This is a genomic window from Pseudomonas peli (genome assembly GCF_050563605.1).
GTDB classification, from domain to species: Bacteria; Pseudomonadota; Gammaproteobacteria; order Pseudomonadales; family Pseudomonadaceae; genus Aquipseudomonas; species Aquipseudomonas peli_A.
In genome coordinates this window covers 145,914-172,913 of record NZ_JBNXUH010000004.1, presented here as the reverse complement: position 1 = coordinate 172,913, position 27,000 = coordinate 145,914, and the positions used below count along the sequence as shown (strand labels likewise).

Sequence of the window (27,000 nt, the reverse complement as noted above, 5' to 3'; positions counted from 1 at the left end):
CATGGAATTCGCTTTCTACCTCGCCGCCGGCGTTGCCGTGGCGGCCACATTCAGGGTGATCACCGCGAGCAATCCGGTGCATGCCCTGCTGTACCTGATTCTCTCGCTGCTGGCAGTGGCGATGACCTTCTTCGCCCTCGGCGCGCCGTTTGCTGGCGCGCTGGAGATCATCGTCTACGCCGGCGCGATCATGGTGCTGTTCGTCTTCGTGGTGATGATGCTCAACCTCGGCCCGGCGGCGGTCGAGCAGGAACGCCAGTGGCTGACGCCGGGCATCTGGACCGGCCCGGCGATTCTCTCGGCGTTGCTGCTGGGGCAATTGCTCTACGTGCTGTTCCAGTCGCCCAGTGGTGCGGCCCTCGGTTTGCAGACCATTGATGCCAAGGCCGTCGGTATCGCCCTGTACGGGCCTTACCTGCTGGCGGTGGAGTTGGCTTCGATGCTGCTGCTCGCTGCGCTGGTCGCGGCCTATCACCTCGGCCGTCACGATGCCAAGGAGCCCACGGCATGAATGCGATTCCCCTGGAGCACGGCCTGGCGTTGGCCGGCGTGCTGTTCAGCCTCGGCCTGATCGGCCTGATGGTGCGGCGCAATATCCTGTTTGTGCTGATGAGCCTGGAAGTGATGATGAATGCCACCGCCCTGGCCTTTGTGGTGGCGGGCAGCCGTTGGGCCCAGCCTGACGGCCAGGTGATGTTTATCCTGGTGATCACTCTGGCCGCCGCCGAAGCCAGTATTGGCCTGGCGATCCTGTTGCAGCTGTATCGCCGCTTCAACACCCTCGATGTCGACGCTGCCAGCGAGATGCGCGGATGAACCTTTTATTCCTGACCTGTGTATTTCCGCTGCTGGGCTGGTTTTTCCTGGCCTTCTCGCGCGGACGTTTCTCCGAGAACCTCTCCGCGCTGATCGGCGTCGGTTCGGTGGGCTTGTCCGCGCTGACCGCGGCCTGGGTGATCGTGCAGTTCAACCTTTATCCGCCGGAAAACGGCGTGTTTACCCAGGTGCTTTGGCAGTGGATGAGCGTGGCCGGGTTTGCGCCGAGCTTCACCCTCTATCTGGATGGCCTGTCGCTGACCATGCTTGGCGTGGTTACTGGCGTGGGTTTCCTGATCCACCTGTTCGCCAGCTGGTATATGCGCGGTGAAGAGGGCTACTCGCGCTTCTTCGCCTACACCAACCTGTTTATCTTCAGCATGCTGCTGCTGGTGCTGGGCGATAACCTGCTGGTGCTGTACTTCGGCTGGGAGGGCGTGGGGCTGTGCTCCTACCTGCTGATCGGCTTCTACTTCAAGCACACCGCCAACGGTAACGCGGCGTTGAAGGCGTTTATCGTCACCCGAATCGGCGACGTGTTTATGGCCATCGGCCTGTTTATCCTGTTCCTCCATCTGGGCACCCTGAATATTCAGGAGCTGATGGCGCTGGCGCCGCAGAAGTATGTGGAAGGGGATAGCTGGCTGTGGATCGCCACGCTGATGCTGCTCGGCGGCGCGGTGGGTAAATCTGCCCAGCTGCCGCTGCAAACCTGGCTGGCCGATGCGATGGCCGGTCCGACCCCGGTTTCCGCACTGATCCACGCGGCGACCATGGTCACCGCCGGCGTTTACCTGATCGCGCGGACTCACGGCCTGTTCCTGCTGACCCCGGAGATTCTCGAACTGGTCGGCATCGTCGGCGGCGTGACCCTGGTGCTGGCTGGTTTCGCCGCGCTGGTGCAGACCGACATCAAGCGTATCCTCGCCTACTCGACCATGAGCCAGATCGGTTACATGTTCCTCGCTTTGGGCGTTGGCGCCTGGGACGCGGCGATCTTCCACCTGATGACCCACGCCTTCTTCAAAGCCCTGCTGTTCCTCGCTTCCGGTGCAGTGATCAACGCCTGCCACCACGAGCAGAACATCTTCAAGATGGGCGGTTTGTGGAAGAAACTGCCGTTGGCCTACGCCAGCTTTATCGTCGGCGGCGCGGCCCTGGCGGCGTTGCCGCTGATCACGGCGGGTTTCTACTCCAAGGATGAAATCCTCTGGGAAGCCTTCGCCAGCGGTCATCAGTGGTTGCTCTATGCCGGCCTCGCGGGCGCCTTCCTGACTTCGCTGTACACCTTCCGCCTGATCTTTATCGCCTTCCATGGCGAGCAGAAGACCGAAGCCCATGCCGGCCATGGCGTGGCTCACTGGCTGCCGCTGGTCACCCTGATTGTGCTGTCGACCTTTATTGGCGCGCTGATCAGCCCACCGCTGGCCGGCGTGTTGCCGCAGAGCGTCGGCCATGCCGGTGGTGACGGCCGCATCGGCCTGGAAATCGTCTCGGGAGCCATCGCGATCATCGGTATCGTTCTGGCCGCACTGCTGTTCCTCGGCAAACGCAGTTTCGCCACCGCGGTGGCGCAGAGTGCGCCGGGGCGTTTCCTCTCGGCCTGGTGGTTCGCCGCCTGGGGCTTCGACTGGCTCTACGACAAGCTGTTTGTGCAGCCGTATCTGCTGGTCTGCCGCCTGCTCGGGCATGACCCGATTGACCGCAGCATTGGCCTGATTCCGCGTCTGGCGCGAGGCGGTCACGCCTTGCTGGCCCGCAGCGAGACCGGCCAGGTGCGCTGGTACGCCACATCGATAGCCGGGGGCGCCGTGCTGGTGCTCGCCGTTCTCCTGTTTCTGAATTAAGGAAAATAGCCCGTCATGATTCTGCCCTGGCTAATCCTGATCCCCTTTATCGGCGGCCTGCTGTGCTGGCAGTGCGAGCGCTTCGGCAACATCCTGCCGCGCTGGATCGCCCTGCTGACCATGGCATTGCTATTCGGTCTGAGTCTGTGGCTGTGGGCCACTGGCGACTTCAGCTTGGCCCCGGCGCCGGGTGCTGCACCGCAGTGGGCGGCCGAGTTCCAGGTGCCGTGGATTGAGCGTTTCGGCATCAGCGTGCACCTGGCGCTGGATGGCCTGTCGGTGCTGATGATCAGCCTCACCGGCCTGCTCGGTGTGCTCTCGGTGCTCTGCTCGTGGAACGAGATCCAGAACCGCGTCGGCTTCTTCCACCTCAACCTGATGTGGATTCTCGGCGGCGTGGTCGGCGTGTTCCTCGCTGTCGATCTGTTCCTGTTCTTCTTCTTCTGGGAAATGATGTTGGTGCCGATGTATTTCCTCATCGCGCTCTGGGGTCATAGCGGCAGTGACGGCAAGACCCGCATCACCGCCGCCACCAAGTTCTTTATCTTCACCCAGGCCAGCGGCCTGATCATGTTGCTGGCGATCCTCGGCCTGGTGTTTGTGCACTTCGACCAGACCGGTGTGCTGACCTTCAACTATGCCGATCTGCTGACCACCAAGATGGCGGCCGGCACCGAGTACATCCTGATGCTCGGCTTCTTTATCGCCTTCGCGGTGAAGTTTCCTGTGGTGCCGTTCCACTCCTGGCTGCCGGACGCCCACGCCCAGGCGCCGACAGCCGGCTCGGTGGATCTGGCCGGTATCCTGCTGAAAACCGCGGCCTACGGCCTGATGCGTTTTGCCCTGCCGCTGTTCCCCAATGCCTCGGCCGAGTTTGCGCCAATCGCCCAGTGGCTCGGCGTGTTCGCCATCATCTACGGCGCGCTGCTGTCGTTCGCGCAGACCGATATCAAGCGTCTGGTGGCCTATTCCAGCGTGTCGCACATGGGCTTTGTGCTGATCGCCATCTACTCGGCCAGCGAGATTGCCCTGCAGGGCGCTGTGGTGCAGATGCTCGCCCACGGCCTGTCCGCCGCGGCGCTGTTTATCCTCTGCGGTCAGCTGTACGAGCGCCTGCATACTCGTGATATGCGTGAGATGGGCGGCATTTGGGCGCGTATGCCCTGGCTGCCGGCGCTGAGCCTGTTCTTTGCCGCTGCGGCGCTGGGCCTGCCGGGTACCGGTAACTTCGTTGGTGAGTTCCTGATTCTGATCGGCAGCTTCCAGAGCGCGCCATGGGTCACCGTATTGGCCGCCACCGGTCTGGTGTTCGGCTCGGTCTACTCGCTGATCATGATTCACCGCGCCTACTTCGGCCCGGCCAAGGCGGACACTGCCTTGCCTGGCCTGCAGCTACGTGAGCTGAGCATGGTGCTCGGCCTCGCTGTGCTGCTGATCCTGCTCGGTGTTTACCCACAGCCGGTGCTCGACACCTCCGCCGCCAGCATGCAAGGCGTGCAGCAGTGGCTGGGTAGTGCCCTCAATCAACCTGTTCCGGCCCGGTAAGTAGCGTATGGAATTCACGACTCAACACTTTATCGCGCTGCTGCCGCTGCTGATCACCAGTGCCACGGTGGTGCTGGTGATGCTGGCCATCGCCTGGAAGCGCAACCACACGCTGACCTTCGGCCTCTCGGTGCTGGGCCTCAACCTGGCGCTGCTGTCGCTTCTGCCGGCCCTGGGCGTAACGCCCATTGAGGTTACGCCGCTGCTGCTGGTGGATAAATTCGCCTGCTACTACATGGCTCTGGTGCTGGCCGCGACCCTGGCCTGTGTGACGCTGACCCACGCCTACCTGGGCGGTGAGTCCGGCAAGGGCTATCCAGGCAACCGTGAAGAGCTGTACCTGCTGATGCTGCTGTCCGCCGCCGGCGGTCTGGTGCTGGTCAGCGCGCAGCATCTGGCAGGCCTGTTTATTGGCCTGGAACTGCTCTCGGTGCCGACCTACGGCATGATCGCTTACGCCTTCTTCAACAAGCGTTCGCTGGAAGCCGGCATCAAGTACATGGTGCTGTCCGCCGCCGGCTCTGCGTTTCTGCTGTTCGGCATGGCGCTGCTGTACGCCGAGTCGGGCAACCTGACCTTCGCCGGCATCGGCGCCAAGCTGGCTGCCGATGGCCTGCCGAGCATGCTGGCGCAGTTGGGCGTGGGCATGATGCTGATTGGCCTGTCCTTCAAACTGTCGCTGGTGCCGTTCCACTTGTGGACGCCGGACGTTTACGAGGGCGCGCCGGCTCCGGTGGCAGCCTTCCTCGCCACCGCCAGTAAGGTCGCGGTGTTTGCCGTGCTGCTGCGTCTGTATCAGATGTCGCCGGCCACCGCAGGCGGCTGGTTGAATGACCTGCTGACGCTAATCGCCATCGCCTCGATCATCTTCGGCAACCTGCTGGCACTGCTGCAGAACAACCTCAAGCGCCTGCTCGGTTATTCCTCAATCGCTCACTTTGGCTACCTGCTGGTGGCGCTGATTGCCAGCAAGGGCTTGGCCGTGGAAGCGGTTGGCGTGTACCTGGCCACCTATGTGCTGACCAGCTTGGGTGCGTTCGGCGTGATCACCCTGATGTCGACGCCCTACAACGGTCGTGATGCCGATGCCCTCTACGAATACCGCGGGCTGTTCTGGCGCCGTCCGTACCTGACCGCTGTGCTCACTGTGATGATGCTGTCACTGGCCGGTATTCCGCTGACGGCTGGGTTTATCGGCAAGTTCTATGTGGTCGCCGCCGGTGTGCAATCGCAGCAGTGGTGGCTGCTCGCCGCTCTGGTAATCGGCAGCGCCATTGGCGTGTTCTATTACCTGCGGGTGATGGTCACCCTGTTTATGGTCGAGCCGAATCTGCGCCGTCACGATGCCCCGTTCAACTGGGCGCAGCGCGCCGGCGGCATGATGCTGCTGTTCGTCGCCGTGCTGGCGTTCTTCCTCGGTGTGTATCCGCAGCCGCTGTTGGAGCTGGTGCAGCAGGCCAGCTTGGTGGCACTGTTGCCCTGATGAGCAACAGAGCCTAAGGAATACGCAACGATGAGTAAGACACTGATGATCGCCGGCTGTGGTGATGTCGGCAGCCGTCTGGGTCAGCAGCTAAGCGCTGCAGGCTGGACGGTGTACGGCCTGCGCCGCAGCGTTCAGCTGCTGCCGCAGGGCATTCGCCCGGTTGCCGGTGATCTGCATGCCGATGCCTGCCCGGCCGCCTGGCCGAGCGAACCGCTTGATTACCTGGTGTATTGCGCGGCCGCCACCGAACACGACGAGGCCGGCTACCGCTCCGCCTATGTCGACGGCCTGCGCCGCGTGCTGGGTTGGCTGGCGCAACAGGGCCAACGGCCCAAGCGCCTGCTGTTTGTCTCCAGCAGCGGCGTGTATGGCCAACAGCTCGGCGAGTGGGTGGATGAAAACTCGCCTGCAGAGGCTGATAGCTACTCCGGACGGATCATGCGCGAGGCCGAGCAGCTGGCCTTGCATAGCGGGCTGCCCGTCAGCCTGGTACGCCTCACCGGCATCTACGGCCCAGGCCGCGAATGGTTGCTCAAGCAGGTGCGCCAGGGTTATCGGGTGGTCAGTGAGCCGCCGCTGTATGGCAACCGCATCCATGTCGATGACGCGGCGGGGCTACTGGCCTATCTGCTGCAGGCCGATGCCCGAGGCGTGGCGCTGGATGACTGCTATATCGGCGTCGACGATCAGCCGGCGCCGCTGCACGAGGTGGTGGCCTGGTTGCGCGAGCAGCTGGATGTCAGCCATTGGTCCGAGCAGTCGACGGTACGCCGCTCAGGTAGCAAGCGTTGCAGCAACGCCCGCGCCCGCGCCCTGGGCTGGGCGCCGCAATATCCGAGCTACCGCGAGGGTTACCGGGTGATTCTGCAGCAGCTGTAGCTTGGCGTTTTGCGCGGGTTTAGCGTTTGACCAACAGCCAGCGCTGCTGGCCTTTGTAGTAGCTGGGCATTTCATCGATCTGTGAGCGGTTGAGCGCTTCAAAGACGCGCAACTGATCGCCTTCACGCTCGAACAGCCAGCTTTGCCCTTGGTCGCCCAGTTGCAGCCAGAGGCTGTCGAATTCGCCGCTCATGGCCGCGCAGTCACCCGCGAGACACAACGCATAACGCTCTGCGCCTGGCAGGCCCTGCAGGCTGCCATCGGCCTGGAACAGTACGAGGCCGCCTTCGCCGAGGCCTTCCTCGATCAACCAGGTACCGCCCAGGTAGGCGCTGTACAACGCCTGCTCGAAGCTGCTTCCCGGTGGCGCCAGCGGCCCTGGCGCGGCAGGTGCGCGGACAAAGCGTTGTTCCAGCCAGGTATCGCTTTGCGCCTGGACCAGCTCATCGTCGCTGAGGTTCAGGGTTTCCTGAAAGTCACCGTAGAACTGCACGCGCAGCTGGCCATCGGCCTGGCGCGCGAAGCTGCCTTCGCCGCGCTCGAAACCATTGCTGAAGCTGGCCAGCTGACGCTGGTTGTCGATTTGCCATTCCAGATTGGGGCCGTAGGCCAGCAGGGCTTCGCGCAGGTTGCCGCTTTCGACGGCAGCTTCAATGGCTGCCTGGTTGATCCAGGTGCCGCTTGGGTCTTGCGGTGTGCTGGCGCAACCGCTGAGCAGGACGCCGGTGAGCAGGGCAACAAACAGGCAACGCATGCGGCGTCCTCAAGAGGGAAGGGCGGGGCAGCGGCCCCGCCGAGGGGCTTATTCGAGAACTAGAATAGCGTCCATTTCCACCTGCGAACCGCGTGGCAGGGCGGCTACGCCGATGGCCGCACGGGCTGGGTAGGGCTGCTCGAAGTAACGGCCCATGACTTCATTGACCTTGGCGAAGTGCGACAGGTCGGTGAGGAAGATGTTCAGCTTGACGATGTCCTTGAACGAACCGCCTGCAGCTTCGGCGACTGCTTTGAGGTTCTCGAACACCTGCACGGTCTGGGCTTCGAAGCCTTCCACCAGTTCCATGGTTTTCGGGTCCAGCGGGATCTGCCCGGACATGTACACGGTGTTGCCCGCCTTGATCGCCTGGGAGTAGGTGCCGATTGCGGCTGGGGCCTTGTCGCTGGTGATAACGCTCTTGCTCATGGGAACTCCTGTAAAGCTGATGTGGAGGAACACTGCAGCGCACATGGGCGCGCTGCCAGTTAGATTGCCTAGGTTGGGTGAAAGCCACAGCGGCTGTCAAAGTACAGCTGGCGGCTGATTGCGCTGTTCAATTTTGGGCTTGGCCGATCAGGCGCGCGCACGGGTGATGCGAATTACCCCGGTCAGGGCGCGCAGCTTCTTGATCACTCGGGCCAGGTGCACACGGTCATGCACACTGACCACCAGCTGCACGACGCTGATGCGGCCATCGCGCTCGTCCATGCTGATCTTCTCGATATTGCCGTCGGCGGCATTCACGCTGCCGGCCAGCAGGGCGATCAGGCCGCGCTGGTGCTCAAGCTCGACACGCAGCTCGACATTAAACTCGCCGGTAACGTCCTTGGCCCAGGACAGCTGGATGCATTTTTCCGGATTGTGGCGGATCTCGCCGATGTTCTTGCAGCTGTCCAGGTGCACCACCATGCCTTTGCCGGCGGACAGGTGGCCGACAATCGGGTCGCCCGGAATTGGCGTGCAGCACTTGGCGTAGCTCAGCACCAGGCCCTCGGTGCCGCGAATTGCCAGTGGGCCTTCGCTGCTCGGCAGGGCTTCGTTGCTGTCACTGAGCAGGCGGCGCGCCACCACATAGGCCATGCGGTTGCCCAGGCCGATGTCTTCCAGCAGGTCTTCGATGACGTCCTGATGGTATTCGGCGAGCACCGCCTGCACCCGCTCGGGCGAAAGCTTGTCGACGCGGCTGTCGAAACCGGCGAGCACCTTGTTCAGCAGGCGTTCGCCAAGGCTGATGGATTCCGAGCGGCGCTGCAGTTTCAGGGCGTGGCGAATATGCGTGCGCGCCTTGCCGGTGACCACGAAGCTCAGCCAGGCCGGGTTTGGTCGTGCACCCGGCGCAGTGACGATTTCCACCGTCGAACCGCTTTCCAGGGCTTGCGACAGCGGCGCCAGGCGGCGGTTTATGCGGCAGGCGATGCAGGTGTTGCCGACGTCGGTGTGCACCGCGTAAGCAAAGTCGACCGCCGTGGAGCCTTTTGGCAGCTCCATGATGCGGCCCTTGGGCGTGAACACGTAGACCTCGTCGGGGAACAGGTCGATCTTCACGCTCTCGATAAATTCCAGCGAGTTGCCGGCGCGTTGCTGCATCTCCAGCACGCCCTTGACCCACTGCCGCGCGCGGGCGTGGCTGCCCTTGGGCTGGTCTTCCTCGTTGGATTTGTACAGCCAGTGCGCGGCAATGCCGTTGTTGGCCAGCTCTTCCATCTCGCGGGTGCGGATCTGGATTTCGATCGGTACGCCGTGCATGCCGAACAGCGTGGTGTGCAGCGACTGGTAGCCGTTGGCCTTGGGGATTGCGATGTAATCCTTGAAGCGGCCGGGCAGGGGCTTGTACAGGTTATGCACGGCGCCAAGCACGCGGTAGCAGGTGTCGACCTTATCGACGACGATGCGGAAGGCGTAGACGTCCATGATTTCGTTGAACGCCCGGCGCTTGCCGCGCATCTTCTGGTAGATGCCGTAGAGGTGCTTCTCGCGGCCCATCACCTCGCCTTCCATGCCTTCACGGGCCAGGCAGTGGGTGATCGACTCTTCGATCTTGTTGACGATTTCCTTGCGGTTGCCCCGAGCACGCTTGACCGCTGTGCGGATGCGCTCGGAGCGCATCGGGTGCATGGCCTTGAAGCCCAGGTCTTCGAACTCGATGCGCATGCTGTGCATGCCCAGGCGGTTGGCAATCGGTGCGTAGATTTCCAGGGTTTCCTTGGCGATGCGTCGGCGTTTTTCGCCGGACAGCACTTCCAGGGTGCGCATGTTGTGCAGGCGGTCGGCCAGTTTGACCAGAATCACCCGGATATCGCGGGCCATGGCCATGGCCATCTTCTGGAAATTCTCGGCCTGGGCCTCGGCCTTGGTTTCGAAGTTCATCTGGGTCAGTTTGCTGACCCCATCAACCAGTTCCGCCACGGATTCGCCGAACTGGGCGTCCAGGGCTTCTTTGGCGATACCGGTGTCTTCGATCACGTCATGCAGCATCGCTGCCATCAGGCTCTGATGGTCCATGTGCATGTCAGCCAGGATGCTCGCCACTGCTAGGGGATGGGTGACGTAGGCTTCGCCGCTGCGGCGGCGTTGGCCGTCGTGGGCTTGTTCGGCGTAGAAATAAGCGCGGCGAACCAGATTGACCTGGTCGCCGTCGAGGTAGCTCGAAAGTCTGTCGGCGAGGGCGTCTATGCTCGGCATGGGCGTTCCCCTTGCCGATTCAGATGACCCTGCGCCTGACGACGTCGACCCGGCATAGGCTTACAGAGGCTCGTTAGCCTCTTCCTCGAATGCAGCAAACAGTGGTTCTTCTTCGACGATATCGTCTTGCGCGATGACCTCGTAGCTCATCAGGCCAGCGGCGATTTCGCGCAGCGCGACTACGGTCGGCTTGTCATTTTCCCAAGCCAGCTTCGGCTCTTTGCCACCGGTAGCCAGTTGGCGCGAACGCTTGGTAGCGAGCATGACCAGCTCGAAGCGGTTATCAACGTGATCCAGGCAATCTTCGACGGTAACGCGGGCCATGGTGTTCCTCGTAGCAAATGCGTAATAGAGCTGGGCCCAAATGGGCGAGCGGACTGGATAGTCTAAAAAATCACCAGCATTAAGGGAAGCTTTGATTTGTCGCAGCGCGATAAGTCAGACCAGTAACTCGCTGAGCAAACCGCTGTGGCGTTGCTGTTGCGGGCCTTGCAGCAGCTGATTGGCGCGGAAAATCGCCTTCAGATCGCTCAAGGCGTGGGCGAAGTCGTCGTTGATCAGCAGGTAATCGTATTCGACGTAGTGGCTCATCTCGCTGACGGCTTCACGCATGCGTCGCTCGATGATCTCGCCGCTGTCCTGGCCGCGGTTGGTCAGGCGATGGCGCAGCGCTTCCTGGGTCGGCGGCAGAATAAAGATTGATTTGGCTTCCGGCATCAGCCGACGTACTTGCTGCGCGCCTTGCCAGTCGATCTCCAGAATCAGGTCGAAGCCTTCGCGCAGGGTCTGTTTGACCCATTCCTGCGAGGTGCCATAGAGGTTGCCGAAGACTTCCGCGTGTTCGAGGAACTCGGTCTTGTCGAGCATGGCGTGAAACTGCTCGCGGCTGGCGAAGTGGTAGTTCACCCCGTCCACTTCGCCAGGACGCATGGCGCGGGTGGTGTGCGAGACGGACACACGAATCTGCGCCTCGCTGTCGATCAGCGCTTTGACCAGGCTGGTCTTGCCCGCGCCGGACGGGGCGGAAATGATGTAGAGGGTGCCGGTGGTTATGCTCATGGATCAATCCTGGAACGCGTTGTTCAGAGAGTAGCAGTGGCGGTCGGGCTTATTCGATGTTCTGCACTTGTTCGCGCATCTGCTCGATCAGCACTTTAAGGTTTACCGCCGCCTGGGTGCTGCGAGTGTCGAAGGCCTTGGAACCGAGGGTGTTGGCTTCGCGGTTGAGTTCCTGCATGAGGAAATCCAGGCGCCGGCCGGCTTGCCCACCGGTTTTCAGCACGCGGCGCACTTCGCTGACATGGGTGCTGAGGCGGTCCAGCTCTTCGGCGACATCACTTTTCTGCGCGAGGATCACCAGTTCCTGCTCCAGGCGCTGTGGGTCCAGCTCGGCCTGCATCTCGGCACAGCGGTCGAGAATCTTCTGGCGTTGTCCGGCGAGCATCTGCGGTACCAGTTCGCGCAGGGCAACTACCTGCTCGAGGATGCTGTCCAGGCGCTCATTGAGCAGCTTGGCCAGCTCGCTGCCTTCGCGTTCGCGGCCGTTCTTCAGTTCGGTCAACGCCTCGGTGAACAGGCTCAGGGCGCTCTGATTCAATGCTTGCGGGTCGGCTGCATCGGCCACCAGTACGCCTGGCCAGCCAAGTACTTCCAATGGGTTGAGTGCGGCCGGCTGCTTGATCAGGCCAGCCACGCTTTCGGCGGCGGCGATTAGCTGTGCAGCGCGTTCCAGGTCGACTTGCAGGGCTTTGCCGGCATTATCGTCGCTAAAGCGCAGGGTGCATTCGACTTTGCCTCGCGACAGGCCGTTACGCAGCGCTTCGCGTACCGCGCCTTCGAGGTCGCGGAAGCTTTCCGGCAAGCGCAGATGGGGTTCCAGGTAGCGATGGTTGACCGAGCGCAGCTCCCAGCTCAGGGTGCCGTTGGCACCGGCCTGCTCGGCGCGGGCGAAGGCTGTCATGCTGTGGATCATGGGTGAACCTCGCGAAAAGTTGGAACGAAAGGCGCAGGATTGTAGCGCAGTGCGTCGGGCGCTCCCAATTCGGCACACCCGCTACGGGCTTACGGCCCTATAATGCCGAGCAGATTTTTTATTCAGAGCAGGAATTCCTAGATGAAACGTCCTAGTGGCCGCGCCGCCGATCAGTTGCGCTCGATTCGCATCACCCGCAACTACACCAAGCATGCCGAGGGTTCGGTGCTGGTGGAATTTGGCGATACCAAAGTGATTTGCACGGTCAGTGTCGAGTCGGGAGTTCCGCGCTTTCTCAAGGGCCAGGGCCAGGGTTGGCTGACCGCCGAGTACGGCATGCTGCCGCGCGCCACTGGCGACCGTAACCAGCGTGAAGCCAGCCGTGGCAAGCAGGGCGGCCGTACCCTGGAAATCCAGCGTTTGATCGGCCGTTCGCTGCGCGCCGCGCTGGATATGTCGAAGCTGGGCGAGAACACCCTGTACGTCGACTGCGACGTGATCCAGGCTGACGGCGGCACCCGCACCGCGTCTATTACCGGTGCCATGGTGGCCCTGGTCGACGCGCTGAAAGTGATCAAGAAACGTGGCGGTCTGAAAGGTGGTGATCCGCTCAAGCAGATGATTGCTGCCGTATCAGTAGGCATGTATCAGGGCGAGCCAGTGCTGGATCTGGATTATCTGGAAGATTCCGCCGCCGAAACCGACCTCAACGTGGTGATGACCAGCGCCGGTGGCTTTATTGAAGTGCAGGGCACTGCCGAAGGCGCACCATTCCAGCCGGCTGAGCTGAACGCCATGCTGGCGTTGGCGCAGAAAGGTATGACTGAGCTGTTCGAGCTGCAGCAAGCGGCTCTGGCTGACTGATTGAGCTGTACTACAGGTTCGTAACGCAAGGAGAAGCACCATGAGCGACGAGTCCCAAGCGCCACAGCCGGTTCCCGGTCCTGAAGCCCGCCAATGGGCGATGTTCTGCCACTTCGCTGCCTTTCTCGGGCTGGTGATTCCCTTTGGTAATCTGCTTGGGCCGTTGATCGTCTGGCAGATCAAGAAGGATCTTGATCCGTTCGTCGATGCTCAAGGCAAGGAAGCGCTGAACTTCCAGATCAGCGTGGCCCTGGCCGCGCTGCTGTGCTTCCTGTTGATGGTCGTTGTTGTGGGCTTCCCGTTGTTGGTGCTGGTCAGCATCGCGGCGCTGGTGTTGACGATTATTGCCGGGATCAAGGCCAATGAAGGCCAGGCCTATCGTTATCCCTTTGCTTGGCGCTTAGTGAAATAAGCGTTACGCAGATGCAAAAAATCGCCGGGAGCGATTTTTAACGTCGCATCGCGACGACCCGCAGGGTGGTGGTCAGGGATGGCACATCATAAAAAGCCGGCGTTTAGCCGGCTTTTTGCTGTCTGCTGATCAGGCTAGACGCTGAGCATCCAGTCGTAATCAACGATCAGCGGCGCGTGCTGCGAGAAACGTGGCTGGCGCGGCAGGCGCGCGCTGCGGATGCTGCGGCGCATGCCGGGCGTGAGCAGCTGATAGTCGAAGCGATAGCCCAAGTTGAGCAATTCGGCCTGCTCGCTGTCTGGCCACCAGCTGAACTGGTCGCCTTCACGGCTGACTTCGCGCAGCGCATCGACATAGCCCATGGTGCCAATCACTTCATCCATCCAGGCGCGTTCCGGGGCGAGGAAGCCCGGTGATTGCTGGCAGTCGCGCCAGTTCTTCACGTCGAGCTTCTGATGCGCCACGTAGAACGAGCCGCAATAGATGTACTCGCGGCGCTTGCGGCGCTGCTTGTCCAAATAATGGGTGAAGTCGTCCATAAACTTGAATTTCTGATTCAAGCTTTCATCACCCTGCTGCCCCGAAGGCATCAGCATGGTGGCAATACTTACTTTGTCGAAATCGGCCTGCAGGTAGCGCCCATAGCGATCGGCCATTTCAAAGCCGAGGCCGCTGATTACCGCCTTGGGTTGCAACCGCGAATACAGCGCCACGCCACCTTGGCTGGGCACTTCTGCATCGCAGGCATAGAGGAAATAGCCATCCAGTTGGAGGGCTTGGTCGTCCAGTTCAAAGGCGGAGGCGCGGGTGTCCTGCAGGCAGATGACGTCGGCATTCTGTGCTTGCAGCCAACTGAGCAAACCGCGCTCGACTGCAGCATGAATACCATTCACGTTCACACTGATGATCCGCATAAATGGCCCCCAAAATCACGTGCGTGTATGATACCCGAGCTCACCTCTATTAGCTAAATTACCTAGTAAATCCGTGCTGTCCGGGGCTTTTTCATGCAAGCGTATCAACGTGATTTCATCCGTTTTGCCATCGAGCGTGGGGTTCTGCGCTTTGGTCAGTACACCCTCAAATCCGGGCGCATCAGTCCTTATTTCTTCAATGCCGGGCTGTTTGACAGCGGTTTGGCCCTGGCGCAGCTCGGGCGTTTTTACGCCGCAGCCGTGGTAGACAGCGGCATCGACTTCGACGTGCTGTTTGGTCCGGCCTACAAGGGTATTCCGCTGGCCGCGACCACTGCGGTGGCGCTGGCTGAGCACCATCAGCGTGATATGCCTTGGTGTTTCAACCGTAAGGAAGCCAAGGATCATGGCGAAGGTGGCACCTTGGTGGGCGCTCCGCTGGCGGGTCGTGTGCTGATCATCGATGACGTGATTACCGCTGGCACGGCGATTCGTGAAGTGATGCAGATCATTCAGGCTCAGGGCGCGCAAGCGGCTGGTGTGCTGATCGCACTGAATCGTCAGGAGCGCGGCAAAGGCGAGTTGTCGGCGATTCAAGAGGTCGAGCGCGACTACGGCATGCCGGTGGTGAGCATTGTGTCACTCGAGCAGGTACTGGAATATCTGGCAGAGGATGCTGAACTCAAGCAGTATCTGCCAGCGGTAGAAGCCTACCGCGCGGAATACGGAATCTAACCTGTCGATAAGGTGCTGCATCGATGCATAGACCTGCCCTGACCTGCTGTTCGCTGTTGCTAGGCCTACTGCTGCCGGTTGTGGCGGGTGCGGCTGAGTTGTACCGCTACGTCGATGACAAAGGCACCACGGTGCTCAGCCGTCAGGGCGTGCCGCCGGAGCACATCAGCAAAGGGTATGAAGTGCTGAATGACCAGGGGCGAGTGATCCAGGTGATTCCGCCGGCTCCCAGCCCTGAGGAGATGAAGCGCATTCTCGCCGACAAGGCTCGCGCCAGCTCCGATGCGCAGTTACTGCGCCTATACAGCACTCCGGAAGACGTGGAACGCGCGCGTGAGCGCAAGCTGGCCGAGCTAGATGGTTTGATCGGTGGGGCGCGCGGCAACCTGCAGTCAGTGCGCACCCAGCAGGCCAATCTGCAGAGCCAGGCCGCCGATCATGAGCGTGCCGGGCGTGCAGTGCCGGCGCATCTGCTAGCGCAAATCGATAACCAGAAGGCCGAGCAGGAGCGCCTCAAGGGCGACATCCAGCGTTATCAGGCCGCGCGCAAAGAAGCTGACAGCAGCTTCAATGCCGACCGCGAGCGGCTCAAGGAACTGCTGGGCCGCAACCAGTAGCCTTATTGCTCGGGCGCGCAGCACTCAAAGGCCAGAATCTTTTCCCTCAACCATGTCGGTAGCGGACTGCTGCTGCGGCTTGCGCTGTCCGCGTGCACGTAAATTACTTCGCCAGCGGTCAGCGCCTGCTCGCCGCACCAGATGCCCATGGCAAAGCTCAGGCTCGAGCGGCCCAGGCGGGCGACGCGAATGCCGATCTGCAACTGATCATCGAAGCGCGCGGGTGCCAGGTATTCCAGTACGGTCTTGATCGCGAAGAAGTCACCGCCGTCGCGGCTCAGGTCATCCGGGTAGCGAATGCCCAGGGCGCGGAAGTATTCGGTGATGGCGACATCGGCGTAGGTCAGGTAGTGACCGTTGAACACGATGCTCTGCGGGTCGACTTCGGCCCAGCGCACGCGCAGCGTGTGGAAAAAGCTGAAGGTTTCACGGGATGGCGCGGTTGGCATGCGGTACACCTCTGGCTGGCAGTGAGGGATCACTGAGCTTCGGTGTTGCGGCGACCTGCTGCAAGGGTTGTAGCAGGCTATCAGGCGGCTGAATCAGCCAGGATTACCCGGCTGATTCGCATTGCAGGCAGGAGCTTAGTGACGTTTACGGTTGCAGATCAATGTGCCGACACCGCTGTCGGTGAAGATTTCCAGCAGCACCGCATTCGGTACGCGGCCGTCGATGATATGCGCGCTGGTCACGCCGCCTTGCACCGCTTCCAGGGCGCAGCGGATCTTCGGCAGCATGCCGCCGTAGATGGTGCCGTCGGCGATCAGGCTGTCGACCTGTTCGGTAGTCAGGCCGGTGAGCACCTGGCCTTGCTTGTCCATCAGGCCGGCGATATTGGTCAGCAGCATCAGCTTTTCGGCTTTCAGCGCCTCGGCCACCTTGCCGGCCACCAGGTCGGCGTTGATGTTGTACGACTCGCCATCCGGGCCAACGCCAATTGGCGCGATGACTGGAATAAAGTCGCCCTTGACCAGCATATTCAGCAGGTCAGTGTTGACCCCGGTGACTTCGCCGACGTGGCCGATATCGATGATTTCCGGCTGGGTCATTTCCGGGGTCTGGCGGGTGACCTGGAGCTTCTTGGCGCGGATCAGCTGAGCGTCTTTGCCGGTCAGGCCGATGGCGCTGCCGCCGTGCTGGTTGATCAGGTTGACGATGCTCTTGTTGACCTGGCCGCCGAGGACCATTTCCACCACGTCCATGGTCGCGGTATCGGTGACGCGCATGCCGTCGACAAAGTGGCTTTCGATGCTTAGGCGCTTGAGCAGATCACCGATCTGCGGGCCGCCGCCGTGAACGACTACCGGGTTGATGCCGACCGCCTTCATCAACACGATGTCGCGGGCGAAGCCTTGCTTGAGCTCTTCGCTTTCCATGGCGTTGCCGCCGTATTTGATCACCAGTGTCTTGCCGACGAAGCGGCGGATATACGGCAGTGCTTCGGACAGTACCTTGGCGACGTTGGTGGCGGCATCACGTTCGAGGGTCATGCAGGGCTCCAGTAGAAAATTCGCTAATCAATCAGAACGGCAGGTCGAGGTCCGGCACCGCGCTGTATAGCTGGGCGCGGAACACTTCCTTGATCCGTTCGAGTTCCTGTTCGGTTTCCGCCTCGAAGCGCAGCACCAGCACCGGTGTGGTGTTGGAGGCACGCACCAGGCCCCAGCCTTTGGGGTAGTCGACGCGCACGCCATCGAGGTTGGTGATATTGCCTTCGCCCCACACACCGTCGCGTTGTAGGCGTTCGATGATGCTGAACTTGCTCTGCTCGGTGACCTGGATATTGATTTCCGGGGTGGAGATATCGTTCGGGAATGCGTTGAACACGTGGTCGGCGTCGCGGCGATCCTGGCTGAGGATTTCCAGCAGGCGCGCGGCGGCATAGATGCCGTCGTCGAAGCCAAACCAGCGCTCCTTGAAGAAGATATGCCCGCTCATTTCGCCAGCCAGCAGCGCGCCGGTTTCCTTCATCTTCTTCTTGATCAGCGAGTGGCCGGTTTTCCACATCACCGGGCGGCCGCCGTAACCGCTGATCAGCGGGGTCAGGCGACGTGTACATTTGACGTCGAAGATGATGTCGGCGCCGGGGTTGCGCGACACTACGTCCTTGGCGAACAGCATCAACAGGCGGTCCGGGTAGACGATGGCGCCGGTATTGGTCACCACGCCCACGCGGTCGCCGTCGCCGTCGAAGGCCAGGCCGATATCGGCTTTCTCGCTTTTCACCTTGGCGATCAGGTCCACTAGGTTTTCCGGCTTGCCGGGATCAGGGTGGTGATTGGGGAAGTTGCCGTCAACTTCGCAGTACAGCGGAATCACCGAGCAGCCCAGCGCCTCGATCAGTTGCGGGGCGATCACCCCGGCCACGCCATTACCGCAGTCGACTACTACGCGCATGGGTTTGGCTATGGCGATATCATCGCGGATCTGCTTGAAGTAGCGCTCCAATACATCGACCTGCTCAACCGTGCCGACGCCGCTGGCCAGGTCGTTGTTGTCGATGCGCGCTTTTAGGGCCTGGATCTGTTCGTTGGCCAGGGTGTCGCCGGCGATAACGATCTTGAAACCGTTGTAGTCCTTCGGGTTGTGGCTGCCGGTGAGCATTACCGCGGATTTGCCGGTGAGGATATGCCCGGCGTAATACACCACGGGCGTCGGCACCATGCCGACATCACTGACGCTACAGCCGCAATCGAGCAGGCCCTGGATCAGCTGTTGCGCCAGCTCCGGGCCGGACAGACGGCCGTCACGGCCGACGGCGATATTTGGCTCGCCCTGAGCCAGGCTCTGCGAGCCGATGGCGCGGCCGATCCAGTAGGCAGTTTCGGCATTCAGGGTGCGGCCGACTACGCCTCGAATATCGTAGGCGCGGAAGATATCCGCTGGCAGCTTGGGCGGTTTCGCCTGCACGGGGGCCGGCGCTGGCTCATCGAGGCCGAGCAGGTCCTGGTCTTCGTCGAGAATATCGATGTCGAGGATATCGGTGTCCTGGAATAGCGGGTCGACCATAGCGTTGGTGGGCTTTTGCATGGTGGCGGGTCCTGGATTGGTTGTACCTGTGCCAGCGGCTAGCGCGACAGCAGGTTCAGTCGCGCGGCGCGGCATGCGTGCGAGGTTCTGCGCGAGGATATCCAAGGCCGGCAGAGTCAAGCTGAAGGCTTTGACGGCCTTGCCGGCGGACAGTTCCTTGAGCATCTGTCCCAGCTGCAGCACGTCGGCGCGCAGATGGCGTTGCAGGCTGCTCTGCACCAGATAGAGGCCGGTAATGGCGCCAGCCAGGGCCAGCAACCCGGCGATGGCCAGCAGCAGCGGCGAGAACACCGAGTTGGTCAGCGACGGGCCGGGGGTGAAGCTGACTGTCCAGTTGGGATTGCCGGTGCTGAATGCCTGTGCGGTGCCTTCAGCCTGGCCGCGTTGGGCAAGTACCTGGGCGGCGGTATTGTTGAACTGCTGGATCAGCTGGATCTGGCCGATTTCGGCGGGCATCACCGGCAGGGTGGCCAGCAGGCGCTCAAGGTCGACGACCAGCAGCAGAGTGCCGTGCAGCGGTTCGCCTTCGCTCAGACGCAGCGGTGCGGCGCTGTAGACCAGCCAGCGTTGGCCCACTTTGTAGGCCTCCGGTGCCGGCGTCTGGCCGTTTTCTGCGCGGCGCAGCATGTCCAGCGCGGCAAAGTTCATCGGCGCGCTGCGCCCCATGTCCTGTACAGCCTGGGCACGGGCGTTGAGGTGCACGTCGACCACTGCATGCCAGTAGCTGAGGTTGCGCTCGGCGGCGCGAATCTGGTTGATGTCCTGGCTTTGCAGGGCCTGCAGCAGCTGCGGGTTGCGCGCGGCGGCCTGGGTGTCGGCGCTGAGTTGTTGCAGGGCTTTCTGCAGTACGGTCGCCTGACCGCCGCCCCAGGCTTGGCTGAGTTGCTGCAGCTGCTGCTGGTGGGCGCTGTTGAGCGGGCCGAACCAGAGCAGTGCACCGGCCAGAATGATGCCGACAACAGCCGCCAGCACCCCGGGCAACAGGGTGTTGAGGTTGTTCTTGGCCGCTTTGGGTTCGGCGGGGGCACTGGTCAGCTGGGCGCTGGGGGTTACCCCGTCAGCGTCCTTGGCAGTGCGCTTGAAGAGTTTCATGCAGCGCCTCCTCGGCAATTCATCCTGGAATTAAGTTACGGCGATCAATGGCTACCGGAGTGGCCGAAGCCGCCTGCGCCGCGCTGGCTCTCATCGAACTGTTCGACCAGCTCGAAATGGGCCTGCACCACCGGTACCAGAATCAGTTGCGCGATACGTTCACCGATGGCGATGGTGAATGGCGCCTGCCCACGGTTCCAGCAGGACACCATCAATTCGCCCTGGTAGTCCGAGTCGATCAGTCCAACCAGATTGCCGAGGACGATGCCATGTTTATGGCCCAGGCCTGAGCGCGGCAGGATCATCGCGGCCAGGCCAGGGTCGCCAATGTAGATCGACAGGCCGGTGGGAATCAGCACGGTTTGCCCGGGTTCCAGCACCAGCTCCTGTTTCAGCATGGCGCGCAGGTCGAGGCCGGCGGAGCCTGGGGTGGCGTAATGCGGCAGAGGAAATTCGCTGCCCAGGCGCGGGTCGAGGATCTTGGCTTGTAAGGCGTGCATATCAGGCTCTGTAGTCAGTGAGTGGGGCGTCAGCTGCGGGCCAGGCGGTCGGCAATAAAGCTCACCAGTTGGCGGGCAATCTTGCTTTTGCTGGTCTGGGCGAAGCTGCTCTGTTGGAGCTCACGGTCGATGATGGTGATGGCGTTTTCTTCGCTGTTGAAGCCGATGCTGGGGTTGGCCACGTCATTGGCGACAATCAGGTCGAGGTTCTTGTCGCGCAGTTTGCGCGAGGCGTACTCCAGCAGATTCTCGGTTTCGGCTGCAAAGCCGACGCTGAACGGCCGATCACTGCGCCCCGCCAGGGTGGCGAGAATATCCGGGTTACGGACCATTTGCAGGAGCAGACCATCACCACTGGTGGGGTCTTTTTTCAATTTGTGCTGGGCGACCACTTCCGGGCGGTAATCGGCCACCGCAGCTGCGGCGATCAGCAGGTCGCAGGGCATCGCAGCTTCACAGGCGGCGAGCATATCGCGGGCGCTGGTGACGTTGATGCGGGTGACGCGCTCGGGCGTTGGTAGGTGTACCGGGCCGCTGATCAGAGTGACCTTGGCACCGGCCTCGGCGGCTGCTTCGGCGATGGCGAAGCCCATCTTGCCGGAGCTGTGGTTGGTGATATAGCGCACCGGGTCGATGTTTTCCTGGGTCGGCCCTGCGGTAATCAGCACATGTTTGCCAGTCAGTGCCTGGTGCTGGAAGCAGTCGGCGGCGCATTGCACCAGCTGTTCGGCTTCGAGCATGCGGCCCAGGCCGACATCGCCGCAGGCCTGGCTGCCGGCGGCGGGGCCAAACAGATGCAGGCCGCGCGCAGTCAGCAGTGCAGCGTTGGCCTGGGTGGCCGGGTCGCGCCACATGGCCTGGTTCATTGCCGGTGCAAGGGCGACGGGGGCATCGGTGGCCAGCACCAGGGTGGTCAGCAGGTCATCGGCGACGCCCTGGGCCAGGCGCGCCATCAGGTCGGCAGTGGCCGGGGCAATCAATACCAGATCGGCCCAGCGCGCCAGCTCGATATGGCCCATGGCGGCTTCTGCTTCGGGGTCGAGCAGATCAAGGTGCACCGGATGCCCGGAGAGCGCTTGCAGGGTCAGCGGGGTGATGAATTCGCGACCGCCTTTGGTCATGACCACGCGCACGTCGGAGTCCTGGTCCTTGAGTCGGCGAATCAGCTCGGCACTTTTATACGCGGCAATACCGCCGCCCACGCCAACAATGATGCGTTTCCGATACAGCCGCTGCATAGGCCTGCCTTTGATAAAGATGGATATACACCGCGACGCCGACACCTCCCCAGGCCAGGCGCCGCGCAAAAGTTGGGCTACGATAGCACAGAGCCTGCAGCGGAGTAGCGCTGCCAAGCGCTTGCCAGGCTTGGCTTTGCGGCACTCGGGCGCGGCGGTTTGCCGCGCCTGGTAACACACACAAGGAGGTGTGATGAGTATTCGTGATTGGCCTGCGGCAGAGCGTCCGCGGGAAAAGCTGCTGGCGCAGGGTGCAGGCACTCTGACCGATGCAGAGTTGCTGGCGATTTTTCTGCGTACAGGTGTAGCCGGGCAAAGTGCGGTGGACCTGGCGCGCCATCTATTGAGTGATTTTGGCAGTCTGCGGGCCTTGCTGCAGGCGGATTTGCCTTCGTTCAGTCAGCGTCTGGGCCTGGGGCCGGCCAAGTTTGCCCAGTTGCAGGCGGTGCTGGAGATGGCGCGGCGGCATCTGGCCGAGCAATTGCGCCGCGATTCGGCGCTGGAAAGCCCGCAGGCCGTGCGTGATTACCTAAAAGCGCTGCTACGGCATGAGCCGCATGAGGTGTTTGGCTGCTTGTTTCTCGATGCCAAGCACCGTGTGCTGGCGTTCGAAGCGCTGTTTCACGGCTCCATCGACAGTGCCAGTGTCTATCCCCGGCAGGTGGTCAAGCGCGCGTTGGCGCACAACGCGGCGGCGCTGATCCTGACCCATAACCATCCATCCGGTGTCGCCGAACCCAGTCAGGCGGATCGGGTGTTGACCCGTCGCCTGAAAGAGGCGTTGGAGCTGGTGGACGTGCGCGTACTCGACCACTTTATCGTCGGCGACGGTGAGCCGCTGTCGATGGCCGAGTACGGTTGGCTCTAAGGTGCCAGTCGCACTTTGGAAAAGTCCTGGCGACCGAATGGGCTGACCTGATAACCCTCGACCTGCTTGCGCGTCAGTGCGTAGGCGGTCGGGTGGGCCAGCGGTAGCCATAGCGCCAGCTGCTGGATGATCTGCTGCGCTTCTTTATATATCCGGCTGCGCTGCGTCTGGTCGCTGGTGCTTTTGCCATCGGCGATCAGCTTGTCCAGTTGCGGGTCGCAATAACGGGCGAAGTTCAGCCCGGATTCGAGCGAGGCGCAGGCAAACTGCGGGGTGAGGAAGTTGTCCGGATCACCGTTGTCACCGGCCCAGCCCATAAACAGCAGGTCATGCTCGCCGGCTTTGGCGCGGCGAATCAGTTCGCCCCATTCGATCACGCGGATTTCGGCCTTGATGCCGACTTTGGCGAGGTCAGCCTGCAGCAACTGCGCGCCCAGGCTCGGGTTGGGGTTGAGCACGCTGCCGGTAGGGCGGGTCCAGATGGTGGTGCTGAAGCCATCGGCCAGGCCGGCCTGCTTGAGCAGGTCGCGGGCTTTCTGCGGGTCGTGGGCGTAGCCGGGCAGTTCGCTAGCGTAGCTCCAGGTGTTGGGCGGGTAGGGGCCGTTGGCGGCCTCGGCGCTGTTCTCGAACACGGCCTTGAGGTAGCTGACCTTATCGAAAGCCAGGTTGATCGCCTGGCGCACGGCGGGCTGATCCAGCGGCGGGTGCTGGCTGTTGATGCCGACGAATGCGGTCATAAAGGCAGCGGTGTGCGCGCTCTGTAGATTGCTATCGCCGCTGATGGACTGCACATCCTGCGGTTTCGGCGACAGGGCGATATGGCACTCGCCGCGACGCAGCTTCTGCAGGCGCACATTCGCGTCGGGGGTGATGGCGAACACCAGGTTGTCCACCGCAGGTTTGCCCGCGAAGTAGCTTGGGTTGGCGCTGTAACGCACGCTGGCGTCCTTCTGGAAGCGCTTGAAGACAAACGGCCCGCTGCCAATCGGCTGGCTGTTGAGCGTTTCCGGGGTGCCGGCCGCCAGCAGTTGCGCGGCGTACTCGGCGGAATAAATAGAGGCGAAGCCCATGCTCAAGGTGGCGAGGAAGGTCGCATCCGGGCGGTTAAGGCTAAAGCGCAGGCTGTGTTCGCCGGTCTTGTAGATGCTTTTGATCAGGCTTGGCAGCTGCATCGACTGGGCGTGTGGATAACCACTGGGGGCGACCTTGTGCCACGGGTGCGCCGGATCGAGCATGCGCTGAAAGCTGAACAGCACGTCATCGGCATTCAGCAGGCGGCTGGGGGTGAAATACTCGGTTTGGTGAAAGCTCACATCCGTGCGCAGGGTGAAGCTGTAGCTCAGGCCGTCCGGGCTGACCTCCCAGGCCTGCGCCAGGCTTGGCTTTAGCGTGCCGCTGAGCGCATCAAAATCCACCAGGCGGTTCATCAGCACGTCGGCCGAGGCGTTGGTGGTGGTCAGGGAGTTGTACTGCACCACGTCGAAACCATCCGGGCTGGCCTCCGTGCAGACGCTGAGCGTGCTGGCCTGGACCAGGGCGGGAGCCAGTAACGGGGCGAGCAGCAGCGGTAGGGTGGCAAGACGCATGGCAAACTCCTGAAAAGGTAGGCGCGCGGGCGAGGGTCTTACCCTAGGCCATTATCCGGCGGCAGGGCAATCAGTCTTGGCGACGAGCGGTCGATCTGCGCTGTTGCCGTTGCTGGCTGGCCTGGGCGCCGGAATTGCGGGCTGGTCTTTGCCTGGTAAAGTACGTTTAACCTTGTTGCACTGGGGTCTTTCTGGTATAAAGCAGCGCTCTTTTGTAGGGGCCCGGTTCTTGCGCTTTCAGGTACGGCCGGTAAGACCCTCGAGATACGCGGCGCTGCGCGCCAAGATTGAATATTAGCGGCCAACCCATGCCGGGTTGGGCATGTGGTTTTAGAGGGCTGAGGCATGTCGAGAGTCTGTCAAGTTACCGGTAAGGGTCCGGTAACCGGGAATAACATTTCCCACGCAAACAACAAAACCCGTCGTCGTTTCCTGCCGAACCTGCAGCATCACCGCTTCTGGGTCGAGTCTGAGAACCGTTTCGTGCGTCTGCGCGTTTCTGCCAAAGGCATGCGTTGCATCGACAAGCGTGGTATTGACGTCGTTCTGTCCGAGCTGCGCGCTCGCGGCGAAAAGGTTTAAGGAGAAAGTCATGCGTGAATTGATCCGTTTGATCTCGAGTGCCGGTACTGGTCACTTCTACACTACCGACAAAAACAAGCGCACCACTCCGGACAAAATCGAAATTAAAAAATTCGATCCGGTTGTGCGTAAGCACGTGATGTACAAGGAAGGCAAGATCAAGTAATTGATCTGGCTCCTTGCCGAAAAAGCCCGCTTTATAGCGGGCTTTTTCTTGCCTGCGATTTGGCTTGGTAAACCCTGGGCGATAAAAAATGGCCGGGGCCATTCTTAACGGTGCGTAGCAACGGCCCGTAGGGTGGCCGCCAGGGATGGCAGGCGATAAAAAGCCCGCGCAAGGCGGGCGAAGGGGTGACGCATGAATAGCTATCAGTTGCTGGCTTGCTCGAAGATCACATAGACCTTGCGGCACGGCTCCAGCACTTCCCAGGTGCCGGAGAAGCCGGCTGGGATGACGAAACGGTCGCCCGCGCGCAGGGTCTTGGCATTGCCGTCCTTGTCGCGCAGCACCGAGACGCCTTGCAGAATCTCGCAGTACTCGTGTTCGGTGTAGTTGATGGTCCAGTGGCCGACGCCGCCTTCCCAGATTCCCGTATTGAATTGACCGCACGGGCTACCGTAGTGGTTGCGCACACTTTGCTCGGGGTCGCCCTTGAGCACTTTCTCTGCAGCCGGACGGTAATGTTCGGGCGTGGTAGTGGCGGTGGCGAAGTCGACGATCTTTTCGATATTCATAAGCATGTCCGGTAGGGATTGAGCGCCTGTTAAGGCCAGACTTGTTGTCGGTTGGGTGGCGATTTCGGCAGTCTATGTTTAATAAAGCACACATAACAAGGCGGATTTGCCAGTTTTTGTAAAAAATATTGGAAGTGTGCAGGCCTCTGGTTTAGTGTTGCCGGCAGGATTGGGTCGTGAGGCCCATGCAGAATAATTGACAGCGCGTGCGGCCGACCTGCGGCGCTTTACTAGCGATAGAGGATGTTCGAATGACTAGCCTGACTCGTGCCGACTGGGAGCAGCGCGCCAACAACCTGAAGATCGAAGGCCGTGCCTTTGTTCATGGCGAGTACCGCGCCGCTGTCTCCGGGGCCACTTTCGAGTGCATCAGCCCGGTTGACGGTCGCTTGCTCGGCCTGGTGGCCAGCTGTGATCTGGCCGATGCCGAGCTGGCCGTGGCGGATGCCCGCGCCACCTTTGAGTCTGGCGTCTGGTCGCGTATGGCCCCGGCGCAGCGCAAGCGTGTGATGATTCGCTTTGCCGACCTGATGGATCAGCACGCTGAAGAACTGGCGCTGCTGGAAACCCTCGACATGGGCAAGCCGATCAGCGATGCCCTGGGTGTCGATGTGCCGGGTGCCTCGCGGGCGATTCGCTGGAGCGGCGAAGCGGTCGACAAAATCTATGACGAAGTGGCCGCCACCCCGCATGACGAATTGGGTCTGGTGACCCGTGAGCCGGTAGGCGTCGTTGCGGCCATCGTGCCGTGGAATTTCCCGATGATCATGACCGCCTGGAAGCTCGGCCCGGCCCTGGCCACCGGCAACTCGGTGATCGTCAAACCGTCCGAAAAATCGCCGCTGACCGCCCTGCGCATGGCGCAGCTGGCGCTGGATGCCGGAATCCCGGCTGGTGTGCTCAACGTGCTGCCAGGTTACGGCCACACCGTCGGCAAGGCCCTGGCGCTGCATATGGACGTCGACACCCTGGTGTTCACCGGTTCGACCAAGATCGCCAAGCAACTGATGATCTACGCTGGCGAATCGAACATGAAACGCGTCTGGCTGGAGGCCGGCGGCAAGAGCGCGAATATCGTCTTCGCCGATGCGCCGGACCTCAAGGCCGCCGCCGAGGCTGCTGCTGCGGCGATCTGCTTCAACCAGGGCGAGATGTGCACCGCCGGCTCGCGTCTGCTGGTGGAGCGTTCGATCAAAGACACATTTATGCCCATGGTGCTGGAAGCCATGCAGGACTGGAAAGCCGGTCACGCCCTGGACCCGGACACCAAGGTCGGCGCACTGGTCGACGCTGGCCACCTGAATGCGGTGCTCGGCTATATCGACGCCGGCCACAAGGATCAGGCCAAGCTGCTCTGCGGTGGCAAGCGCACCCTGGAAGAAACCGGCGGCCAGTACGTTGAGCCGACCATCTTCGATGACGCGCACAACGCCATGCGCATCGCTCAGGAAGAAATCTTCGGCCCGGTGTTAACGGTCATTCCGTTCGACAGCACCGAGGAAGCCATCCAGATCGCCAACGACAGCATCTACGGTCTGGCTGCAGCCATCTGGACCAGCAACCTGTCCAAGGCGCACCTGGCAGCCAAGGCCCTGCGCGTTGGCAGCATGTGGGTCAACCAGTATGACGGCGGCGACATGACCGCGCCGTTCGGTGGTTTCAAGCAGTCCGGCAACGGTCGCGACAAGTCGCTGCATGCCTTCGACAAGTACACCGAGATTAAGGCGACCTGGATCAAACTGTAACGCTCCCGCCGACCTTCGGGCCGTCGACCATGCTGCGTTGCGTCCTCGCTTTTAATGCTCACGTACTGCAGTACGTGAGCATTAAAAGCTCCGGGGCG

28 protein-coding genes are annotated in these 27,000 nt (G+C 61.8%); 14 read left to right on the top strand and 14 right to left on the bottom strand.

Translation table 11 applies throughout. The annotated features are described in order from the left end of the window. Position 1: 1 nt before the first annotated feature. The 6 genes from nuoJ to ACQ4LH_RS06730 are packed head-to-tail and all read left to right on the top strand — an operon-like array spanning position 2 to position 6,573. The gene (gene nuoJ / locus ACQ4LH_RS06755; protein ID WP_090250589.1) at positions 2 to 511 is read left to right on the top strand and encodes an NADH-quinone oxidoreductase subunit J; all 510 of its coding nucleotides are present in this window, start codon (positions 2 to 4) and stop codon (positions 509 to 511) included. Beyond that, entirely contained in the window at positions 508 to 816 is a 309-nt protein-coding gene (nuoK, locus tag ACQ4LH_RS06750; RefSeq protein WP_090250586.1) for an NADH-quinone oxidoreductase subunit NuoK, read from the top strand. Before nuoJ ends, nuoK begins: the two co-directional genes overlap by 4 nt. Further along, positions 813 to 2,663: an NADH-quinone oxidoreductase subunit L gene (nuoL, locus tag ACQ4LH_RS06745; RefSeq protein ID WP_430696505.1), complete on the top strand. Its 1,851-nt coding sequence runs from the start codon at positions 813 to 815 to the stop codon at positions 2,661 to 2,663. Before nuoK ends, nuoL begins: the two co-directional genes overlap by 4 nt. A 15-nt stretch (positions 2,664 to 2,678) precedes the next feature. After that, positions 2,679 to 4,208 (top strand): NADH-quinone oxidoreductase subunit M, encoded by a 1,530-nt coding sequence (gene nuoM / locus ACQ4LH_RS06740; protein ID WP_430696504.1) that lies wholly within the window; start codon positions 2,679 to 2,681, stop codon positions 4,206 to 4,208. Between the two features lie 7 nt (positions 4,209 to 4,215). Beyond that, complete coding sequence (gene nuoN, locus ACQ4LH_RS06735) at positions 4,216 to 5,691, top strand: NADH-quinone oxidoreductase subunit NuoN (protein ID WP_339523681.1); 1,476 nt, start codon at positions 4,216 to 4,218, stop codon at positions 5,689 to 5,691. A gap of 30 nt (positions 5,692 to 5,721) precedes the next feature. Further along, a complete protein-coding gene (locus tag ACQ4LH_RS06730; RefSeq protein ID WP_430696503.1) occupies positions 5,722 to 6,573 on the top strand; it encodes an SDR family oxidoreductase in 852 nt (283 codons plus the stop codon). A 19-nt stretch (positions 6,574 to 6,592) separates the two neighbouring features. On the opposite strand, the gene ACQ4LH_RS06725 is transcribed toward ACQ4LH_RS06730, so the two are convergent. The 6 genes from ACQ4LH_RS06725 to ACQ4LH_RS06700 all read right to left on the bottom strand — a co-directional run bounded on the left by ACQ4LH_RS06725 (position 6,593) and on the right by ACQ4LH_RS06700 (position 11,984). Further along, positions 6,593 to 7,327, bottom strand: a complete 735-nt coding sequence (locus ACQ4LH_RS06725) for a hypothetical protein (protein WP_430696502.1) — start codon at positions 7,325 to 7,327, stop codon at positions 6,593 to 6,595. Positions 7,328 to 7,375: 48 nt separating this feature from the next. Then, positions 7,376 to 7,756 (bottom strand): RidA family protein, encoded by a 381-nt coding sequence (locus tag ACQ4LH_RS06720; protein ID WP_090250570.1) that lies wholly within the window; start codon positions 7,754 to 7,756, stop codon positions 7,376 to 7,378. Between the two features lie 147 nt (positions 7,757 to 7,903). Further along, positions 7,904 to 10,012: a bifunctional GTP diphosphokinase/guanosine-3',5'-bis pyrophosphate 3'-pyrophosphohydrolase gene (gene spoT / locus ACQ4LH_RS06715; RefSeq protein ID WP_430696501.1), complete on the bottom strand. Its 2,109-nt coding sequence runs from the start codon at positions 10,010 to 10,012 to the stop codon at positions 7,904 to 7,906. A gap of 60 nt (positions 10,013 to 10,072) precedes the next feature. Beyond that, the gene (gene rpoZ / locus ACQ4LH_RS06710) at positions 10,073 to 10,336 is read right to left on the bottom strand and encodes a DNA-directed RNA polymerase subunit omega (protein ID WP_430696500.1); all 264 of its coding nucleotides are present in this window, start codon (positions 10,334 to 10,336) and stop codon (positions 10,073 to 10,075) included. 114 nt (positions 10,337 to 10,450) lie between these two features. Then, complete coding sequence (gene gmk, locus ACQ4LH_RS06705) at positions 10,451 to 11,071, bottom strand: guanylate kinase (RefSeq protein WP_339523674.1); 621 nt, start codon at positions 11,069 to 11,071, stop codon at positions 10,451 to 10,453. A gap of 49 nt (positions 11,072 to 11,120) precedes the next feature. Then, on the bottom strand, positions 11,121 to 11,984 hold the full coding sequence (locus tag ACQ4LH_RS06700) for a YicC family protein (protein ID WP_430696499.1): 864 nt from the start codon (positions 11,982 to 11,984) through the stop codon (positions 11,121 to 11,123). Between the two features lie 141 nt (positions 11,985 to 12,125). On the opposite strand from ACQ4LH_RS06700, the gene rph reads away from it, so the two are divergent. Together rph and ACQ4LH_RS06690 are read left to right on the top strand one after the other, a co-directional pair. Further along, positions 12,126 to 12,848 carry a ribonuclease PH gene (gene rph, locus ACQ4LH_RS06695; protein ID WP_090250558.1) on the top strand — a complete coding sequence of 241 codons (723 nt, stop codon included), beginning with the start codon at positions 12,126 to 12,128 and terminating at the stop codon, positions 12,846 to 12,848. Positions 12,849 to 12,888: 40 nt separating this feature from the next. Beyond that, on the top strand, positions 12,889 to 13,260 hold the full coding sequence (locus ACQ4LH_RS06690) for a DUF4870 domain-containing protein (protein WP_160013746.1): 372 nt from the start codon (positions 12,889 to 12,891) through the stop codon (positions 13,258 to 13,260). Positions 13,261 to 13,394: 134 nt separating this feature from the next. Here ACQ4LH_RS06690 and ACQ4LH_RS06685 read toward each other — a convergent pair whose 3' ends face one another. Further along, complete coding sequence (locus tag ACQ4LH_RS06685; RefSeq protein ID WP_430696498.1) at positions 13,395 to 14,174, bottom strand: catabolite repression control protein Crc; 780 nt, start codon at positions 14,172 to 14,174, stop codon at positions 13,395 to 13,397. Positions 14,175 to 14,267: 93 nt separating this feature from the next. Between ACQ4LH_RS06685 and pyrE the strand changes: the two genes are divergently transcribed. Next, the gene (pyrE, locus tag ACQ4LH_RS06680; RefSeq protein WP_430696497.1) at positions 14,268 to 14,909 is read left to right on the top strand and encodes an orotate phosphoribosyltransferase; all 642 of its coding nucleotides are present in this window, start codon (positions 14,268 to 14,270) and stop codon (positions 14,907 to 14,909) included. Between the two features lie 23 nt (positions 14,910 to 14,932). Then, positions 14,933 to 15,526: a DUF4124 domain-containing protein gene (locus ACQ4LH_RS06675; RefSeq protein WP_430696496.1), complete on the top strand. Its 594-nt coding sequence runs from the start codon at positions 14,933 to 14,935 to the stop codon at positions 15,524 to 15,526. Between the two features lie 2 nt (positions 15,527 to 15,528). On the opposite strand, the gene ACQ4LH_RS06670 is transcribed toward ACQ4LH_RS06675, so the two are convergent. From ACQ4LH_RS06670 to coaBC, 5 genes are all read right to left on the bottom strand, one after another. Continuing rightward, positions 15,529 to 15,975, bottom strand: a complete 447-nt coding sequence (locus tag ACQ4LH_RS06670) for an acyl-CoA thioesterase (protein ID WP_430696495.1) — start codon at positions 15,973 to 15,975, stop codon at positions 15,529 to 15,531. A 135-nt stretch (positions 15,976 to 16,110) separates the two neighbouring features. Beyond that, a complete protein-coding gene (argB, locus tag ACQ4LH_RS06665; RefSeq protein ID WP_430696494.1) occupies positions 16,111 to 17,016 on the bottom strand; it encodes an acetylglutamate kinase in 906 nt (301 codons plus the stop codon). Between the two features lie 31 nt (positions 17,017 to 17,047). After that, positions 17,048 to 19,648: a phosphomannomutase/phosphoglucomutase gene (locus ACQ4LH_RS06660; protein ID WP_430696493.1), complete on the bottom strand. Its 2,601-nt coding sequence runs from the start codon at positions 19,646 to 19,648 to the stop codon at positions 17,048 to 17,050. A 44-nt stretch (positions 19,649 to 19,692) separates the two neighbouring features. Then, positions 19,693 to 20,148 (bottom strand): dUTP diphosphatase, encoded by a 456-nt coding sequence (gene dut, locus ACQ4LH_RS06655; protein ID WP_430696492.1) that lies wholly within the window; start codon positions 20,146 to 20,148, stop codon positions 19,693 to 19,695. Positions 20,149 to 20,177: 29 nt separating this feature from the next. Next, positions 20,178 to 21,386, bottom strand: a complete 1,209-nt coding sequence (coaBC, locus tag ACQ4LH_RS06650) for a bifunctional phosphopantothenoylcysteine decarboxylase/phosphopantothenate--cysteine ligase CoaBC (protein WP_430696491.1) — start codon at positions 21,384 to 21,386, stop codon at positions 20,178 to 20,180. A 193-nt stretch (positions 21,387 to 21,579) separates the two neighbouring features. On the opposite strand from coaBC, the gene radC reads away from it, so the two are divergent. Beyond that, a complete protein-coding gene (radC, locus tag ACQ4LH_RS06645) occupies positions 21,580 to 22,254 on the top strand; it encodes a RadC family protein (protein WP_430696490.1) in 675 nt (224 codons plus the stop codon). Here the strand turns inward: radC and ACQ4LH_RS06640 are convergent. Beyond that, positions 22,251 to 23,840 carry an ABC transporter substrate-binding protein gene (locus tag ACQ4LH_RS06640; RefSeq protein WP_430696489.1) on the bottom strand — a complete coding sequence of 530 codons (1,590 nt, stop codon included), beginning with the start codon at positions 23,838 to 23,840 and terminating at the stop codon, positions 22,251 to 22,253. The two genes, radC and ACQ4LH_RS06640, sit on opposite strands and share 4 nt — an antisense overlap. A 345-nt stretch (positions 23,841 to 24,185) precedes the next feature. Here ACQ4LH_RS06640 and rpmB point away from each other — a divergent pair, with 345 nt between their 5' ends. Together rpmB and rpmG are read left to right on the top strand one after the other, a co-directional pair. Next, positions 24,186 to 24,422 carry a 50S ribosomal protein L28 gene (rpmB, locus tag ACQ4LH_RS06635; RefSeq protein WP_090240685.1) on the top strand — a complete coding sequence of 79 codons (237 nt, stop codon included), beginning with the start codon at positions 24,186 to 24,188 and terminating at the stop codon, positions 24,420 to 24,422. Positions 24,423 to 24,432: 10 nt separating this feature from the next. Beyond that, a complete protein-coding gene (gene rpmG / locus ACQ4LH_RS06630; RefSeq protein WP_022960960.1) occupies positions 24,433 to 24,588 on the top strand; it encodes a 50S ribosomal protein L33 in 156 nt (51 codons plus the stop codon). Between the two features lie 203 nt (positions 24,589 to 24,791). Here the strand turns inward: rpmG and ACQ4LH_RS06625 are convergent, their stop codons facing one another. Further along, positions 24,792 to 25,157, bottom strand: a complete 366-nt coding sequence (locus tag ACQ4LH_RS06625; RefSeq protein ID WP_339523654.1) for a cupin domain-containing protein — start codon at positions 25,155 to 25,157, stop codon at positions 24,792 to 24,794. 251 nt (positions 25,158 to 25,408) lie between these two features. On the opposite strand from ACQ4LH_RS06625, the gene ACQ4LH_RS06620 reads away from it, so the two are divergent. Then, positions 25,409 to 26,902, top strand: a complete 1,494-nt coding sequence (locus tag ACQ4LH_RS06620) for an aldehyde dehydrogenase (RefSeq protein ID WP_275960227.1) — start codon at positions 25,409 to 25,411, stop codon at positions 26,900 to 26,902. Positions 26,903 to 27,000 lie beyond the last annotated feature (98 nt).